Annotated in this window: 18 protein-coding genes; 4 read left to right on the plus strand and 14 right to left on the minus strand. The window is 70.9% G+C overall.

All coding sequences use genetic code 11. From position 1 onward, the window contains the following. Window positions 1–324 precede the first annotated feature (324 nt). The 4 genes from fliF (at window position 325) to fliP (ending at window position 3,430) form a co-directional block, all read left to right on the plus strand. On the plus strand, window positions 325–1,740 hold the full coding sequence (gene fliF, locus RUTHE_RS10880) for a flagellar basal-body MS-ring/collar protein FliF (protein WP_021098467.1): 1,416 nt from the start codon (window positions 325–327) through the stop codon (window positions 1,738–1,740). A 1-nt stretch (window position 1,741) separates the two neighbouring features. Next, a complete protein-coding gene (locus tag RUTHE_RS15545; RefSeq protein ID WP_021098468.1) occupies window positions 1,742–2,326 on the plus strand; it encodes a FliH/SctL family protein in 585 nt (194 codons plus the stop codon). Continuing rightward, on the plus strand, window positions 2,319–2,585 hold the full coding sequence (locus RUTHE_RS10890; RefSeq protein WP_021098469.1) for a FliM/FliN family flagellar motor switch protein: 267 nt from the start codon (window positions 2,319–2,321) through the stop codon (window positions 2,583–2,585). The genes RUTHE_RS15545 and RUTHE_RS10890 overlap by 8 nt, the downstream gene beginning before the upstream one ends. Window positions 2,586–2,668: 83 nt before the next feature. Then, on the plus strand, window positions 2,669–3,430 hold the full coding sequence (gene fliP, locus RUTHE_RS10895) for a flagellar type III secretion system pore protein FliP (protein WP_245542222.1): 762 nt from the start codon (window positions 2,669–2,671) through the stop codon (window positions 3,428–3,430). A gap of 199 nt (window positions 3,431–3,629) precedes the next feature. Here fliP and RUTHE_RS10900 read toward each other — a convergent pair whose 3' ends face one another. The 14 genes from RUTHE_RS10900 to RUTHE_RS10955 all read right to left on the minus strand — a co-directional run bounded on the left by RUTHE_RS10900 (window position 3,630) and on the right by RUTHE_RS10955 (window position 15,722). Then, complete coding sequence (locus tag RUTHE_RS10900; RefSeq protein ID WP_021098471.1) at window positions 3,630–4,727, minus strand: flagellar basal body P-ring protein FlgI; 1,098 nt, start codon at window positions 4,725–4,727, stop codon at window positions 3,630–3,632. Then, a complete protein-coding gene (locus RUTHE_RS10905; protein WP_021098472.1) occupies window positions 4,724–5,335 on the minus strand; it encodes a flagellin in 612 nt (203 codons plus the stop codon). Before RUTHE_RS10905 ends, RUTHE_RS10900 begins: the two co-directional genes overlap by 4 nt. 379 nt (window positions 5,336–5,714) lie before the next feature. After that, on the minus strand, window positions 5,715–7,142 hold the full coding sequence (locus RUTHE_RS10910) for a FlgK family flagellar hook-associated protein (protein ID WP_021098473.1): 1,428 nt from the start codon (window positions 7,140–7,142) through the stop codon (window positions 5,715–5,717). A gap of 15 nt (window positions 7,143–7,157) precedes the next feature. Beyond that, complete coding sequence (locus tag RUTHE_RS10915) at window positions 7,158–8,462, minus strand: flagellar hook protein FlgE (RefSeq protein ID WP_040645716.1); 1,305 nt, start codon at window positions 8,460–8,462, stop codon at window positions 7,158–7,160. A gap of 91 nt (window positions 8,463–8,553) precedes the next feature. After that, window positions 8,554–9,126 (minus strand): OmpA/MotB family protein, encoded by a 573-nt coding sequence (locus RUTHE_RS10920; RefSeq protein WP_342662236.1) that lies wholly within the window; start codon window positions 9,124–9,126, stop codon window positions 8,554–8,556. Next, a complete protein-coding gene (locus tag RUTHE_RS18365) occupies window positions 9,015–9,404 on the minus strand; it encodes a flagellar motor protein MotB (protein WP_342662237.1) in 390 nt (129 codons plus the stop codon). Before RUTHE_RS18365 ends, RUTHE_RS10920 begins: the two co-directional genes overlap by 112 nt. Beyond that, window positions 9,365–10,255 (minus strand): FkbM family methyltransferase, encoded by an 891-nt coding sequence (locus RUTHE_RS10925; protein ID WP_021098476.1) that lies wholly within the window; start codon window positions 10,253–10,255, stop codon window positions 9,365–9,367. The genes RUTHE_RS18365 and RUTHE_RS10925 overlap by 40 nt, the downstream gene beginning before the upstream one ends. After that, entirely contained in the window at window positions 10,252–10,716 is a 465-nt protein-coding gene (locus tag RUTHE_RS10930; RefSeq protein WP_021098477.1) for a DUF6165 family protein, read from the minus strand. The genes RUTHE_RS10925 and RUTHE_RS10930 overlap by 4 nt, the downstream gene beginning before the upstream one ends. Beyond that, complete coding sequence (locus RUTHE_RS10935; protein ID WP_051150442.1) at window positions 10,658–12,061, minus strand: tetratricopeptide repeat protein; 1,404 nt, start codon at window positions 12,059–12,061, stop codon at window positions 10,658–10,660. Before RUTHE_RS10935 ends, RUTHE_RS10930 begins: the two co-directional genes overlap by 59 nt. Further along, window positions 12,058–12,429 (minus strand): hypothetical protein, encoded by a 372-nt coding sequence (locus RUTHE_RS18370; protein ID WP_021098478.1) that lies wholly within the window; start codon window positions 12,427–12,429, stop codon window positions 12,058–12,060. The genes RUTHE_RS10935 and RUTHE_RS18370 overlap by 4 nt, the downstream gene beginning before the upstream one ends. Window position 12,430: 1 nt before the next feature. Next, window positions 12,431–12,862, minus strand: coding sequence for a hypothetical protein (locus tag RUTHE_RS18375; RefSeq protein ID WP_021098479.1), 432 nt, complete (start codon window positions 12,860–12,862; stop codon window positions 12,431–12,433). 67 nt (window positions 12,863–12,929) lie between these two features. Continuing rightward, window positions 12,930–14,099 (minus strand): Gfo/Idh/MocA family protein, encoded by a 1,170-nt coding sequence (locus RUTHE_RS10945; RefSeq protein ID WP_021098480.1) that lies wholly within the window; start codon window positions 14,097–14,099, stop codon window positions 12,930–12,932. Beyond that, window positions 14,096–14,881, minus strand: coding sequence for a ThuA domain-containing protein (locus RUTHE_RS10950; protein WP_021098481.1), 786 nt, complete (start codon window positions 14,879–14,881; stop codon window positions 14,096–14,098). Before RUTHE_RS10950 ends, RUTHE_RS10945 begins: the two co-directional genes overlap by 4 nt. A gap of 73 nt (window positions 14,882–14,954) precedes the next feature. Further along, window positions 14,955–15,722, minus strand: coding sequence for a sulfite exporter TauE/SafE family protein (locus RUTHE_RS10955; protein ID WP_021098482.1), 768 nt, complete (start codon window positions 15,720–15,722; stop codon window positions 14,955–14,957). Window positions 15,723–15,727: the final 5 nt, after the last annotated feature.

Raw genomic sequence — 15,727 nt, forward strand, 5'->3', positions numbered from 1 at the left:
GAGCCAGCACAAGGCCCAGCACAAGCGGCAGACGCGCGCGGCGCGCAGGGGCCGGACTGGCAGGAGCATCGGCAGCAGTCATGGGGCGTTCTCCCTTCGGTCATGCCCCGTCCATAACGCGGAGATGCTAACCGAATCTTAAGAACGATCTGCGAAGAGGGGGCTGCGGACAGAAGGTCCGTCTCATCGCGGAGGGTTTCCCTTGAACAGTCTCGCGACGGTCTGGCAGCGGCTCGACGGGCGTCGGCGCATCGCGGTGATCGCTGCCACGCTGGCCATGTTCGCGGCCATTGCCCTTCTGGCACGCGGCCCGGGCGGGGAGAGATGGCGCTGCTCTATGCAGGCCTGGATCCGGCCGCCGCGGGAGAGGTCGTCGCCGCCCTGCAGGCCCGCGGCACCCCCTTCGAGGTGCGCGGCGATGCCGTCTGGGTTCCGGCCTCCGCGCGCGATCTCGAACGCGTGGCCCTGGCTGCGGAGGGGCTGCCTGCCCCTTCGGCCAGGGGATACGAGCTGCTCGATTCGCTGTCGGGGTTCGGCACGACGGCCCAGATGTTCGATGCCGCCTACTGGCGCGCGCGAGAGGGAGAGCTGGCCCGCACCATCATGGCGGTGCCGCGCGTGCAGGCGGTGCGGGTGCATATTGCCGCAGGGCCGGCCCGGCCCTTCCGCGATGGGGCGGCGCCCCGTGCGGCGGTGACGGTGACGATGGCGGGCGGACCTCTGGCCCCGGCCCAGGCCCAGGCCCTGCGTCATCTGGTGGCCTCGGCCGTGCCGGGCCTCGATCCCTCCGGCGTGGCGGTCATCGACGCGGCCGCGGGTCTGCTGCCCGATGCCGTGGAGGATGCCGCCATCCCCGATCAGCGGGCCGAGACGCTGCGGGAGAAGGCGCTCCGCCTCGTGGAGGCGCGTGTCGGCCCCGGCAATGCCGTGGTCGAGGTCGCCATCGAGACCGTGACGGAGAGCGAGCGGCTGACCGAGCGGCGGCTCGACCCCGAGAGCCGTGTCGCCATCGCGACCGAGACCGAGGAGAGCGAGCAGTCCTCCACCGGCGCCGGGGGGGCCGTCACCGTCGCCTCGAACCTGCCCGAAGGGGACGCGGCCCAAGGCGGCGGGGGGACGCGCTCGGAGGAGACGACATCGCGCACGCGGACCAATTTCGAACTCTCCGAAACCTCGCGCGAGGTGGTGCGCGGGCCGGGCGCGGTGCGGCGCCTGACGGTCGCGGTCCTTGTCAACGATCTGCCCGGCGAAGGGGGCGGGACGGTGCCGCGCCCGCCGGAGGAGCTTGCCGCGCTGTCCGAACTCGTGGCTTCGGCGGTGGGGCTCGATGTCGAACGGGGCGATGTCATCACCGTGCGATCGATGCCCTTCGAACCTCTGCCCTCTCTTGGGAGCGAGCCAGCCGAACCGACCGGGGCACCGCTCGATCTGGCGGGGCTGATTCGGCCCGTGCTGCTGGCGCTCGTGGCGCTGGGCCTGGGACTGTTCGTGCTGCGCCCGCTTCTGCGCCCTGCCGCGGCGCCCTCCGCCCCGCTGCCGGCGCTGGCCGCATCCGCGGCCGCACCGGCCCTGCCCGCGAACGGGGTGGCTTCGGCCGCGCTGGCGCCGCCGGCTGCCGAGGGCGAGGCGCCCCCCGATCCCGTCCAGCGTCTGCGCCGCCTGATCGAGGCCCGCCAGGCCGAATCGACCCGGCTCCTCCAGTCCTGGATCGAGGGGCCGGCCCGCAGCGAAGGGGTCTGAGATGGCCTTGCTGCTCGAGAGCTTCGATCCCCCGGAACAGACCGAATCGAGCGGTCCTTCGGCCGAATGGCTGGCCGGCCATGCCGCGGGCCTGGCCGAGGGGATCGCGCAGGAGGCCGCCCGCGCCGAGGCCGAAGGGACGCGGATCTCGCAGGAGCTGGCCGCAGCGCTGCAGGATGCCGCCTTCACCTTCGCCGAGGCGCGGGCACAGGTGATCGCTTCGCTCGGTCCGCTGATCGAGGTGATTGTGGCGCGTCTGCTTCCGGCTCTGGCCGCCGAGGCTCTGAGCCCATGGCTGCGCGCCGAAGTGGAACGGGCGGCGCGTGCCGATGCCGCCTGTCCGGTCACGATTCATGTCCACCCCTCGCGCCTGGATGCGGTGCGCGCCTGTCTTCCGCCGGGGGCGGCGCATCGTCTCTCGCCCGATCCGGCACTGGGCCCGCATGGGGCCCGCCTGTCCTGCGGCACGCGCGAGACGGCCCTCGATCTCGATGCCTGCGTCGCGGGGATCCGCGCCGCACTGTCCAACCTTGCCGAAACCCCTGTCCTTTCCGAACCCCAGGACCAGAAGGCCTGCCATGGATGATCCGATCACCGACCACCCGCTTCGTTCGCTGCCCATCGAGATCACGGTCTCGGTCGGCCGCGCCCGCCCCCTGCTGCGCGACCTGCTGGCCATGGGGCCGGGGGCTGTGCTGCCGCTCGATCGCCGGGTGGCCGATCCCGTCGAACTTTGGATCGGTGAACGCCTGATCGCCCGGGGCGAACTACAGGAGGCGGACGAAGAGGGGGGCCTTGCCGTGCGTCTGACCGAGGTGGCCGGCCCGCGGGGGGCCCTGGCATGAGCGCGCGCCGGGCCCTTCGGTCTGCCGCCGCGGCCGGTCAGGGTGACCGGCCGGTCCGGCGGTGCTCGCGCAGGCGGGGCAGGGTGCCCCTGTCCAGCGGCCCTGCCCCATGGCGCCGTCTGGCTCGTCTGGGGGGATGGGCGGCCCTCACGCTTCTCGTTCTGGCGGCTCCGGCTGCCGCGCAGCAGGGGATCCCGCTGGATCCGGGGGGCAGTCTGGCGGCGCGGTCGGTCCAGCTCCTCCTGCTGGTGACGGTTCTCAGCCTGGTGCCGGGCCTGGCGGTGATGGTGACCTGCTTTCCCTTCGTCGTCACCGTGCTGTCGATCCTGCGGCAGGGCCTCGGGCTTCAGCAGGCCCCGCCGAACATGCTGCTGGTCAGCCTCGCGCTGTTCCTGACCTGGTTCATCATGGAGCCGACCTTGTCCGCCGCATGGGAGGCGGGCGTGCGCCCCTTCATCGACGGGACATTGCCTCTCGAGACGGCCTTTGCCCGCGCGGTGGAGCCGTTCCGCGCCTTCATGGCGGCGCGCGTGGACGGGGACAGCCTGGCAGGTCTGGCTGCGCTGCGCCCCGGCCTCGACCCGGCGATCACGCCCGATCAGGCGCCGCTGTCGCTGCTCGTGCCCTCCTTCCTGCTGTCGGAGATGGAAAGAGCCTTTCAGGTGGGATTCCTGATCTTCCTGCCCTTCCTGATCATCGATCTCGTGGTGGCGGCGGTGCTGATGAGCATGGGCATGATGATGGTGCCCCCTGCCATCGTGGCGCTGCCCTTCAAACTGGCCTTCTTCGTGGTTGCCGATGGCTGGACGCTGGTGGCCGAAAGCCTTGTGCGCAGCTACGGGTGAGGGGAGGCCCCGGTCTGCGCCGCTGCCCGGCGGCGCGGATCCGGACCGGCAAGGCTGCGCAGACGGTCAGGCCCGCATGGAGCGGGACGGCCGCCGCAGCCGGGGCCGACGCGGAACCCGGACCCGAGCTCCGCTCCGGGCTGTCGCGGACAGGACCCGACGCAGCGGGGCCGGGAATCATCGGGGGACCACCCCGCCGCTACTGCACCACGAATTCCGCATGCAGCGCCCCGGCGGCACGGATCGACTTGAGGATGTCGATCATGTCCATCGGCGCCACGCCCAGAGCGTTGAGCCCCGCCACCACGTCCGACAGCGTCGTGCCATCCGACAGTTCCACAAGACCGCCACGGTCCTGTTCGATCGCGGCTTCGGAGCGGGGGACGACGACGGTCTCACCGGGGGAGAAGGGATTGGGCTGAACGACAAGGGGGGCTTCCTCGACCCGCAGGGTCAGACCCCCCTGGCTGACCGCGACACGGGAGATGCGCACCCCTTCGCCCATCACGATGGTGCCCGACCGCTGATCCACCACGACACGAGCGCGGGCCTCCGGCTCGATCAGGAGCCCCTCGAGCCGGGCGAGCGCATGGGCGGGCGAGGGCGCCCCCGTCGCCCCGATATCCACCGTGACAGTCCCCGCATCCTGCATCCGGGCCACGCTAGCCCCGAAGGCTGCGTTGACCGTGGCCTCGATCCGGGCCGCGGTGGTGAAATCCGGCTCGCGCAGGGCAAGGCGCACCTGATCCAGCGTGGCGAAGTCGAAATCCACCTCCCGCTCCACGGTGGCGCCGGCAGGGATCGTGCCGGCCGTCGGCACCCCCTGGGTGACGCGCGCCGCCTCGCCCTCGGCGGTCACGCCGCCGGCGATGACACTGCCCTGGGCCACGGCATAGATCGCCCCGTCCGCAGCCCGGAGCGGCGTCATCACCAGCGTGCCGCCGCGCAGCGAGGAGGCATCGCCGATCGCACTGACCGTGACATCCAACGTGCTGCCCGCGCGCGCAAAGGGCGGAAGCTGTGCCGTCACCAGGACCGCGGCGACGTTGCGCGCCCGGATCGCCTCGCCGCCCACGGCGATGCCCAGCCGTTCGAGCACGTCGATCATGATCTCTTCGGTGAAGGGGGAATTGCGCAGCCCATCCCCCGTGCCGTCAAGGCCGACGACAAGGCCATAGCCCAGCAGGTCATTGCTGCGGACGCCGTCGAATTCGACCAGATCCTTGAGGCGGACAGGGGCGGCGGCGGCCGGCAGGGCGGTGGCAAGCAGCAGCGCGGCAAGAAGCGGACGGATCATCGCAGATGGTTCACCAGCGAGAGGGAGGACAGGCGCTGCACCGCCTCGTAATGAGTCTCGAGCCGGGTGCGCAGCGCCTCCAGGGTGGAGGCGCTCTCGTAGGGATCGGCAGCGATCATCTCCTGCCGCAGGATGCCCCAGGCCGAGGCGCGGGCCGCGTGCCGGGCGGTGGCGGCCTCGGCCCGGGCCTCTGATTCGCCGATCCCGGCCCGCAGGCGGGTCAACGCATCGCCGGAGGCCAGCAGGCCATCGCGGGCACGGGTCAGCAGGGCACGCCCCTCCCCCTCGGGCAGGTCGGCGGCCAGCGCGCCCATCGCGGTGGCCTTGAGCAGGGCCCGCAAGGCAGGATCATCCGCACGAGGCAGGATGACGGTCTCTGCATCGTCGATTCCACGCGAGAGCGAGGCCGAGGCCCCGAGATACCCTTCCGTCGCAAAGCCCCCGGACGGACTGTCGAACCAGTCGTCGAGCACGCTGGCCACCCCGGCAGCCGTCGTCTGCCCCGCGATGGCGCTGCGCAGCGCGGCAAGCAGCGTATCGGCCTCGGCGAGGGCGGGCCCATCCGTCGCGGTTCCGGCGAACAGACGCCCCTTCGCCGAGGCGCGCATTCAGCCCCGACAGGATGCTGCGGAAGGCGGTTTCCGCAGCCGGCGCATCGGCGGCGGGATCGGGGCCCGCAGGCCCCGAGGCGAGCAGCCGTCCAAGAAGCCCCTCGCGCGCTTCGGCCGCCTTGTCGAGCGCTGCCCCCATCGCCGCAAGGCGCATCCCGGCCTCGCGTGCGGCAAGCCCCCAGGCCTCTGCCCGTTCGATACGACGGTCGAGATCGGCCAGCGGACCCGTATCGCCGCGCAGGGCCCGTACAGGATCGGCCACCTGCCCGGTGGACAGCTCCTGCGCGGCGAGGGCCAGACGGGCGCGCAGATCCGCATTGTGGCGCTGGCTGGCAAAGAGGGCGGCACGGTCGCCCAAGGCGGCAAGGGTCATGACTCAGATCTCCAGCAGACGGGCCATCATCTCGTCCACGGCGGCAATCAGCCGGGCATTGGCGGCATAGGCCTGCTCGACCCGCAGCAGGAGCTGCAGCTCTGCATCGCTGTCCACGCCGCCCGCCAGTTCGGCTTCCCGCAGGGCAGACCAGCGCGCGGCGGCAAAGCCTTCGGCCTCCTCGGCGGTCAGGCGAGCCCCTGACAGACCTGCGGCCAGATCCGCGGCATGCCCGGCCGCCGAAGCCGGACGCGCCCCGGGGACGAGCGGACGTGGCGCATCAAGCTCAGCGATCCAGGCATCGATCTGATCCGCGGTGCCCGAAGGACCGGGGGCCGCCGCCCCGACCCCGTCCCGCAACCGCCACAGCGCCCCGCCCCGCGCCGGATCCACGGCGGCATGAACCGCCAGCCGCCCCGCGAGGCCGGGTTCACCCGTCGGCCAACCGCCTGCATCCGTCAGCAGACCGGGTTGACCAGGGGGCAGCGTCGAATCAGCCTCGGCAAAACGGGTCAGAAGATCCGTCGCGACCCGGTCCAGGGCGGCCGCCTGTTCCGGCAGGATCCGGTCCCGCAGATCGAACTGGGCGGCCAGACTGCCGCCCGCGAGCGAGCCGGCCCCCTCGCCCAGGGGGCGGCCGTCCAGGGTCAGACCCGAAAGCCGCCCCCCCTCGCGCGTCATCGATGCGGTGATCACGGGCGCAGGGTCGAAGCCGATCCGCGCAGCCCCGGACCCCTCGAGCAGAACGGCCCCCTGCGGTGTCACCAGGGCGATCGCGCCGCCGGGGCGCTCCATCTCGCGCACGGGGACGGCGCGGGCGACGCGATCCACCAGCACCTGCCGGCGGTCGAGCAGCGCGGTCGTATCCTCGCCCCGGCCAAGGGCGCGGGCGATATCGGTGTTGAGGGCGGCCAGGTCGGCAAGCGCGGCGTTCACCTCCCCCACCTCGCGGGCGATTGCGGCATCGGCTTCGGCCCGGCGGCGCTGGACGGCTGCCCCTGCCTCGTTCAGGGAGGACACGACCGCCTCCAGCCGCGTCAGCACCGCACCGAGACGGATGTCGGATCCCGGATCGGCCGAGGCGGAGACCAGCGCCCCCTCCAGCGCGGCGATCCGGTCGGCAAGGCTGTCGCCCGCCACACCCCAGTCTCCCTCCAGCCCCTTGAGAGCCGCCGTCAGGGGCTTGCGGGATTCGAGCAGCGCCTCGGCCCCCCGCCGGTCGGCGAGCAGCGCCAGATCGACCCCCCGCGAGATCCCGTCGATCCGCACCCCCGCCCCGCGTCCGCCGAGGCTGGCCGCGGACAGATCCACCGCGCGGCGGCCATACCCCTCGGTCAGAGCGTTGGCGAGATTGGCCGAGATCACCTCGGCCATGCGCGAGGTCGCGCGCAGGCCGGACAGAGCATTGGACAGCGCAAGACCGAGGGTCATGGACGCATCCTTCCGTCAGCGCTTGAGATTGGTGGTTTCCTGCAACATCTCGTCCACGGTCTGGATGACCTTGGCGTTCGAGGAATAGGCGCGCTGCGTCCGGATGAGCTGGGTCAGCTCCTGCGCGACATCGACGGCGGATTCCTCGCGCGCATAGCCCTGGATGGAGCCGGTCGGGCCATCGCCCGCATCCCACAGGATGAAGCCGCCCGAGGCCTGGGACGGCGCATAGGTCTGGCCGTCGAGCGCCGTCAGGCCGTTGGGATTGGGCACATCCACGACAGGGATCTGATAGAGGCGGCGCGTGTCGCCCGAATCATAGCGGGCGACGACGAAACCGGCGGGATCCACCTCCACCCCCGTCATCGAGGCCGCGGGAAAACCGTCGCTCGTCATCGCAATGGGAGAGAAATCGGCCGCCAGCTGGGTGAAACCGCCAGGCTGGAGCGGACGGCCCAGATCGATCTCGATCGGGCCGGAGGCGGTCGTCACGGCAATGGTGCCGGTGTCGGGATCATAGGCGCCCCCCGACACCGTGGTCACCGCAGCCAGACGGCCCCCATTGGCGGCACTGCTGTCGAATTCCATCTCGTACTCGCCGATCACGGCCCCGTCCTGCGCGCTGTCGGCAATGGTCACGGTCCAGCGGTTCGAGGGCGGATCGCCCGCGGCAGGGACCACAGGGGTGAAGGTGAACAGCAATTGCCGGCCCCGGCCGAGATTGTCGTAATAGGTGACCGACAGTTCCTTCGCATCGCCGGGCGATCCGGCCTCGGTCGCGGTGGCGGGCAGATTGGCCGCCACGCGCATCGTCGTCGTCGGGGCCCCGACGATCTCATTCGCCTGAATGCGCACGGGCACGAGGGCATCCGCCGTCGTCCGCGGGAAACCCGGCGGCTGCCCATCGGGGCCCACCGGCACACCGAGCAGGACCAGCCCGCTGGCCGAGCGCAGATAGCCCGAGGCATCGGGATAGAAGGAGCCCGTCGGCGTCATGTAGAAGGGTCTCTCTCCCCCCGCGGCGACGGCCGAGGCCGTTGTCACGGGCAGCATCCCGCGCCCGGTGATGGCCAGATCGGTGGCGTTCGATGTCGCCGTGAGGGCCCCGCGCGATTCGACAAGGCGCAGATCATGCGCCCGCACGCCCCCCGCCGTGTAACGCCCCGGCCCGGAATCAAGGACCATCGCGGCGAAATCCGTGGTCATGCGCTTGTAGCCGGGGGTCGAGGCATTCGCGATGTTGTCGGAGATGGTGGCGAGATGACTTGCCTGAGCGGCAAGACCGGCGACACCGGCATTCATGGAGGAGGAGATGGACAAGGCGGAACCCCTTTCGGCAGGAGGGAACGGCAGCGCTTGATCCCGTCCTAGCAGGGCAATCCTAAGATCCGGTTAACGCCGCAGCGGAACCTCAGCGTGCGGGAAAGCGGCGCAGCAGGGTGATTTCCACCCGGTCGTTGCGCGGGGCCGAAGGGTCTGCGGTGGCGGGGCTGCGGTCGGCATGGCCGGTGACGCGGGCCATGCGGGAGGCGGCCAACCCCGCCTGTTCGAGCGCCAGGCGGGTCCGCTGGGCCCGCGCGATCGAGCGATCCCAGGGCGCCGTCCCCATCGCCATGACGGGGCGGGCCGGGACATGGGCCGCCACCGCAACGGGATTCGTCACCATCCCGGCCGCATGCGCAATCGCCGCCAGCAGGGTCAGCGTCACGGGGCGCGGCTCGGCCCCTTCGCCTTCCCACAGCGGCGCGCCCGGGCGGGCGAAGATCTCGATGGTCAGGCCTTCGTCGGTCAGGCGGGTGATGACATGGCGCAGCGCCTCCTCCTCGAGCAGCGATTCGCCGCCCCGTCCAAGCAGGACATCCTCGACCTCCATCAAGGCGGCCGTCTCGGCGGCGGCTGCGGGATCGACCGCCCCGTTCTCCTCGGGAAAGCCGGCATCGCCCAGAAGGCCCGGCGCGGCGCTGCGCCCGTCCGCGGCCAGCACATCCCCCGCAATGGGCGAATCGCCCCCGAACATCCCATCCCCCCCGCGGAGACGCGGCTGATCGGCACATCGGGGGCGAAATAGTCCGCCAGCCCCTTCTTCTGCTGTTCGGTGGTGGCATTGAGAAGCCACATGAGCAGGAAGAAGGCCATCATCGCGGTCACGAAATCGGCATAGGCCACCTTCCAGGCGCCGCCGTGATGGGCCCCTTCCCCCCCGCCGCGGCGGCGCTTCACGATCAGCGTGGCGGGTGTCTGCCCCTTCTTCTGTTCGGCCATTGCGCATCCCTCCGGCCCGGTCTGCGGCGGTGATGGCCGGTCAGGGATGAGCAGGGCGTTAATGCCGCCTCATTCGATGGAAAAGTCACGGCGGCGCCATATTTCGTCCGGCCCGCAGAACTCCACGAGCTCATGGCCCGCGGCCTGCATGATCCGGGCGATGGCGGGCGAGCCGCGGTTGTTCTCGATCGCCCAGACGCCGATGCGATGCTGCGCGAAGGGAAAACCGGCCAGAACGGCCTCTTCCCCGCCTCGATGTCGAGCGAGACGAAATGGGGATGAGGAAGGCCCGATTCGGTCAGCAGGCGGGAGAGGCTGCGGGTCTGGACGCGCAAGCGCCGCTCGCGATGGCGGGGATCGGCCCGCACGCGGGCCAGGATCGCCGGGTCATAGGTGGCGACAAGGCCCGACATCTGGGTATAGCCTTCGGCCACCTCGAGGAACTCGGCCTCGCCATCCTCCGCGGCCACCGCATAGGGCAGGCAGGGACAGCGGCGGGCGGCGCGGGCCCTTTCGAGATGGAGGGGAACCGGTTCGACGAGAATCCCGGTCCAGAAGCGGCGCGTTTCGAGAAACAGCGTGTTGGAGCCCGTCACCCCGTCATGGCCGCCGATATCGGCAAAGGTCAGATGCGTGCGTCCGCCGAAGAGACGGTCCACCACCGCATCCTGACCGGCCTGCGAGCTGTAGGCATAGGCCGGGTCGAGCATCCGCGCGATCCCGTGCAGGCGGCGGACCAGCTCGCCCCGCCGCCGGCTGCGATCCTGGGCGAGCTGGGCGAGCAGATCCGCCCGCATGGCGAGCAGTTCGGCCCGCACCCGGGCGAGGCGCGCATCGATGCCATCGCTCATGGGGCACCTGGGGCATCGGGGGGGGCGTAGGCGGTGTAGGACTTCTCCTCCACCAGGGGCGAGCCCGTCGCCTCGTTGATGGCGCGCTTGATCGCCGCCCGGCGGTCGTTCTGCTGATAAACCGACCGGGCGAGCGCCACGAAGCCCGGCCCGAAATCCCCTGCGGCCTCGCAGGCGCGGATGGCATCCTCGATGTCCCAGAGCGATTCGTTGACCGCCCGCAGCGCCTCGAGAAGGGGTTCGAGGGCCGGATCGGGCGGGATCGCTTCGGCGGCCACCTCCTCGAGCGCGGCCAGCTCGCGCCGGACATTGGCAAGGCGGGCGGGATCGGCGATCCGCTCGGCCTGATGCGCAGGATGGCGATCTTGTCGAGAAGCTCGCCGGCAGAGACAGGCACGCGGATCATGGGCGCCGCCCGTCTGTACGTGCCCTCGCCAGCGGCTCGAGCGCGGCGCGGACACGGGCCAGGACGCCCGCCCAGTCGCGCGGCCTGTCCTGCCGCCACAGCCGCATGGAGGGATACCAGGGGGTCGTCTCCCCCTCCTGTCCCCAGAGCCAGAAGGCATCCCAGTGGAGCAGCGTCCAGCAGGGCAGCCCGAGCGAACCGGCCAGATGCGCTGTCACCGTGCAGGTGGTCAGCACGAGGTCCATCCCCTCCATCAGGGCGGCGCAATCGGCGAAATCGCGGTCATGGGAGCCCAGATCGGGGATCAGGGCGGCCGTGCCGTCGGCGCGGAAGCCCTCGATCGCCGGACCCTTGTAGAGCGAGAGCATCTGCAGGCCGGGAATGTCGAGCAGCGCATGCAGGTCGCGATGGGAGAGCGAGCGGAAGGCATTGGCCCGATAGGTGACCGATCCCGTCCAGACGACGCCGACGCGGAAGCGGTCGCGGAAGGGGGCGAGGAGGGCGCGGGCGCGGGCACGGGCATCCTCGGGGATCGTCAGGCGGACCGGCGGCGGGATGGTGCCGCTGCGGGAGAAATGCAGCAGCGGCAGATCCATCATGTCGGCATAGCAGTCGAAGCCGCCGGGCGGGGCGCCGGGGCCGGTCCAGTCTGCCCCTTCGAGGCGCTGCATCAGCCGCGCGAGCGGCGCTTCGGTCAGAAGAGACACATGGGCGGGGGCCGCCGCGCGCAGGGCGGGCAGGAAGCGGGCAAAGCAGAGCGTGTCTCCGAAGCCCTGTTCGGGCAGCACGAGGATCCTGCGGCCGGTCAGATCGCCGCCGTCCCATTTCGGGGCACGCAGCGCGCGCGGCTTCAGCTCTCCTGTCCGCCAGCGGGCCGCATAGTGGCGGAACCCCTGCGCCCAATCGCCGGCCTTGAGCCGCGTCAGGGCCAGCTGGATCTCGAGTTCGGCATCCTCGGGAAAGCGGCGGCGGGCCTGCTCCAGAAGGCGGGTTCCCTCCTCCAGCCGGCCCAGCGCGCGCAGGGCCTTGGCGGCCATGGCGGGCTGGGTCGGGTCGTCCGGCATCTCCCGCATCAGGGCCAGCCGCAGTGCGAGCGACCGCTCATGCGCGCCCAGATCGTTGAGGACATTGGCCAGGTTGTTGCGCACCCCCCGCGACCGCGGATCGAGGGCGAAGGCGCGTTCCTGCGCGGCGAGAGCCAGATCATGCCGCCCCTGCTGGCGCAGCAGGGCCCCGAGATTGGTCCAGACCCCCGCATCCTTCGGCCCCCGGGCGAGAAAGGCGGCATAGCGGCCCAGCGCCTCGTCCAGGCGGCCGGCCCGATGCGCGGCGATTGCGGCCTCGCGCAGGGCGGCGGGACTGGTGAGGGGGGCGCCCTCCGGAGCGGGCAGGATCGTCATTCGGCCGCGCGCGACGTGCGGCGAACCGGCGAGAGGAGGCGTGCCGGCCGCCGCGCCTCTGCCGCCTCGAAGAGGGAGAAGGTCTGGTTGACGTAATTCACCGCGCCCGAGATCAGATCCATGTAATCGCGCAATTCCGGCGTCACCTCGGTCTCGACCATGGCCACGCCGCGATCGGGGGGGACCGTCTCGAACAGGACATAGAACAGGGGATCGCCGCGGTTCAGGCGGATGGGCTTGTCCGGTTCGTGCCATTCGAAGGCCCACATCAGCGGGCGGGGCCAGACATCGATGGGAAAGCGGCCGCCGAAGATCGTGCCCGGCAGGGGATCGGGGCGGTAATGCATGAAGGGGGCGACCTGGCTCATCCTAGACCGGCTCGTCGGCGACGAAGAGATAGGGCAGGGCGAGCTGGATCGTCGGGACGCCGGGATGGCGCCATTCCACCTCGTTCGTGAGATGGAGCTTCTCGCCCAGCTTGGAGGCGCGGATGGCCGAGGCCTCTCCGGCGAGGTTGCGCAGCACCGGCCGGCCCTGCCCGTCGCGGGCGAAGCCGACATGGATGTCGAAGGGGCAGCGGATCAGGAAATGGCGCGATTCGAGATTGATGACCGCCGGACAGCGCGAGGCGGACTTGGCATGGCGGCGGTTGAGATCGGCCGAGCGGACGCGCTCGGGCGGGGCATAGATGATGCCGCCCTTCTGTTCCGTCAGGCACCAGCCGACGGTGACCGGGCCGCGGCCCGAGGCATGATCGGCCAGCGGCGCTTCTCCCCGCTCGAACTCCACGGTGATGCGCATGGGACCCCCCCCGGCGATGGAGCGAAGCTAGCGCAGGGGACAGGTTGGGGGAAGCCGGATTGGCGCCCTACACGGCCATGTCGAGCGAGCGGGCCTCGTCCGAGGCGATCGCGAGGTCGAGGACCTTCTGCAGGGCGGCACCGCGGGCGAAATCCGGCATCACCGGCGTGCCCGAGCGGATGGCCGCAATGAAGCGGGCATAGTTCGTGGGCACGGGGGGCGCATCGAGATCGCACCAGGTTCCGGTCAGGATGTCCTCTCCCAGCGAGCCGCGCAGGGCGCTGTAGTTGTTGCTGCCCCGCACCTCGAGCCCCCCCTTCGTGCCGAAGATCTTGAGCGTCAGGTCGTTGAGATGGCCGGTGGCATAGCGCGTGGCATGCATGACGCCCGTTGCGCCATTGGCAAGCCGCAGATGCATGACGGCCGAATCGTTGGCATCGAGGACATATTCCCCGATCCGTCCGCCGGGCGCCTTGTCGAAGGTGGCGAGCCGACAGGACACATGGGTCGGCATCGAGCCGGCCGCGAAGGTCGCGAAGTCGAGGATATGCACCCCCACATCCCCCAGCACGCCCATCGACCCGTGTCCCTTGGAGAGACGCCACAGCCAGGTGGGCGAGGCGGACCATTCGCCCCAGGCCGGCTGGGTCAGCCAGGACTGGAGATAGGAGGCCTCGAAATGCCGCACCTCGCCGATCGCCCCTTCAGCGACGAGGCGGGCGGCCTCGTTGATGGCGGCGACATTGCGATAGGTGAGGTTGACCATGTTGACCACGCCGGCCAGGGCGGCCGCCTCGGCCATCTCATGGGCATGGGGATAATTAGCGGCAAGCGGCTTTTCGCAGAGCACATGCTTGCCCGCGCGCAGGAAGGGCATCGTGGTGACGTAATGGACGGCATCGGGGGTGATGTTCGTCACCGCATCGAATTCGCCCCAGTCGAGCGCCTGCTGGATCGACGCAAAGCCGCGGGGGATCCCGTGTTCGCGGTTGAAGGCCTCGCGCCGTTCGTCATGGGTGTCCACCGAGGCGACGATCTGTACCCCCTCGACGGCAGCAAAGCCGCGAGCCTGCAGCCCCCCCATGTTGCCGGTGCCTACCATCAGAAGGCGGACGGGGCGGGCCGCGGTGGCGGGGACCGGCAGGCCGGTGGTGACCGGTCTGATCGGCAGGGACGGGGCCTCGGCCCCGGCCGGGATGGCCGGCGCGGCGGCCGGGCGGTCGGTTTCGGTCGTCACCGGAAGCCCTCCTCGCCGGGCTGATGGAGCTTGCCGCCGCGTTCGGTCAGGGGTTCGAGGGCCTCGCCCACAGGTCTGTTCGGCGCGGCGGTCGCATCGGCGATGCGGGGGGCGGGGTTGTGCGCCCAGTGCACCGCATTGCGGAGAACCTGTTGGACAAGCGGATTGTGATAGGTCGGATAGGTCTCGTGGCCGGGGCGGAAATAGAAGATGTTTCCCGCCCCGCGCCGCCAGGTCACGCCCGAGCGGAACACCTCGCCCCCCTGGAACCAGGAGAGGAAGACCGTCTCCATCGGCTCGGGGATGCCGAAGGGTTCGCCATACATCTCCTCCATCTCGATCTCGAAGTGATCGGGCAGGCCGCGGGCGATCGGATGGGCGCGGGAGGCGAGCCAGATGCGCTCACGCTCGCCGGCCTCGCGCCAGGAGAGGTTGCAGGGGGTGCCCATCAGGCGCTTGAAGACCTTGGAGAAATGGCCTGAATGGAGGACGATCAGCCCCATGCCGGCCCAGACCGCCTCGACCACGCGGGCGACCACGGCATCATCCACCTTGTCATGGGCGGCATGCCCCCACCAGAGCAGCACATCCGTCTCCGCCAGGCGCGCGGCGGGCAGGCCGTGTTCGGGCTCCTGCAGCGTGGCGGTCGTGGCAGAGATCCCTGCATCGGCGTTGAGCGCGTCGGCGATGGCGCGGTGCATGCCCCCGGGATAGAGGGCGGCGACCGTCCTGTTGGTCTGCTCGTGGACATTCTCGCCCCAGACGACGGTCCGGATGGGCATGGCGGCTCTCCCCCCCCTGTGGGTATGGGCCGCCTATCGCATGCGTTCGTGGCCGGGGCAACGGGGGGTTCCCTCACAGCCCCGCCAGCCCGTCCCGGATCAGCTTGAGGCCGACAAGGGCCGTCATGGCATAGGTGAAGGCATAGAACAGGTCGGTCCGCATCCGGCGGATGAACGCCGCGCCCAGCGCGGTGAACAGGATCGCCACGGGCAGCATCAGGGCCGAGGCGGCGAGATTGGTCCCGTCGAACTGGCCGAGGGCGAAATAGGGGATCAGCTTGACGTAGTTGACCGCCGCGAAGAAGGCGACCGAGGTGCTGGTGAGGACCGCCGGCGCCAGCCCGAGCGGCAGCGCATAGACCGAGAAGGGGGGACCGCCGGCATGGGCCACGAAGCTCGTGTAGCCGGCGATGGCACCCCAGAGGCCGGCGCGCGGGGGCGATTCCGGGCGGATCGGGGCCGTCCGGCCGCCGCGTCGCTGCCAGAGCCAGCGGGCGACGAAGGCCAGCGCGATGCCGCCGACGATCAGCCGCACCGCGTCGTCGGAGACCTGGGCCGCCGTGAGCCAGCCCACGCCGATCCCCGCCATCGCCCCCGGCAGCATGAGCCGGAGCGTCCGTCGGTGCCACTGACCCCACCAGGCGCGCAGGGCCGCCAGATCCGTGACGCAGAGGACGGGAAGAAGGATGCCCGCGGCCTGTACGGGGGGCAGCACCAGCGCGAGCAGCGGAACGGACGCCACCCCCACTCCCGCCAGGCCGCCCTTGGCCAGGCCCGTGACGGCCGCCGCGATCATCATCACGGCGAGAGTCGAGGGATCGTGGAATGCGGTGTTGTCCAAGGCGG

The sequence above is a fragment of the Rubellimicrobium thermophilum DSM 16684 genome, from assembly GCF_000442315.1.
GTDB classification, from domain to species: Bacteria; Pseudomonadota; Alphaproteobacteria; order Rhodobacterales; family Rhodobacteraceae; genus Rubellimicrobium; species Rubellimicrobium thermophilum.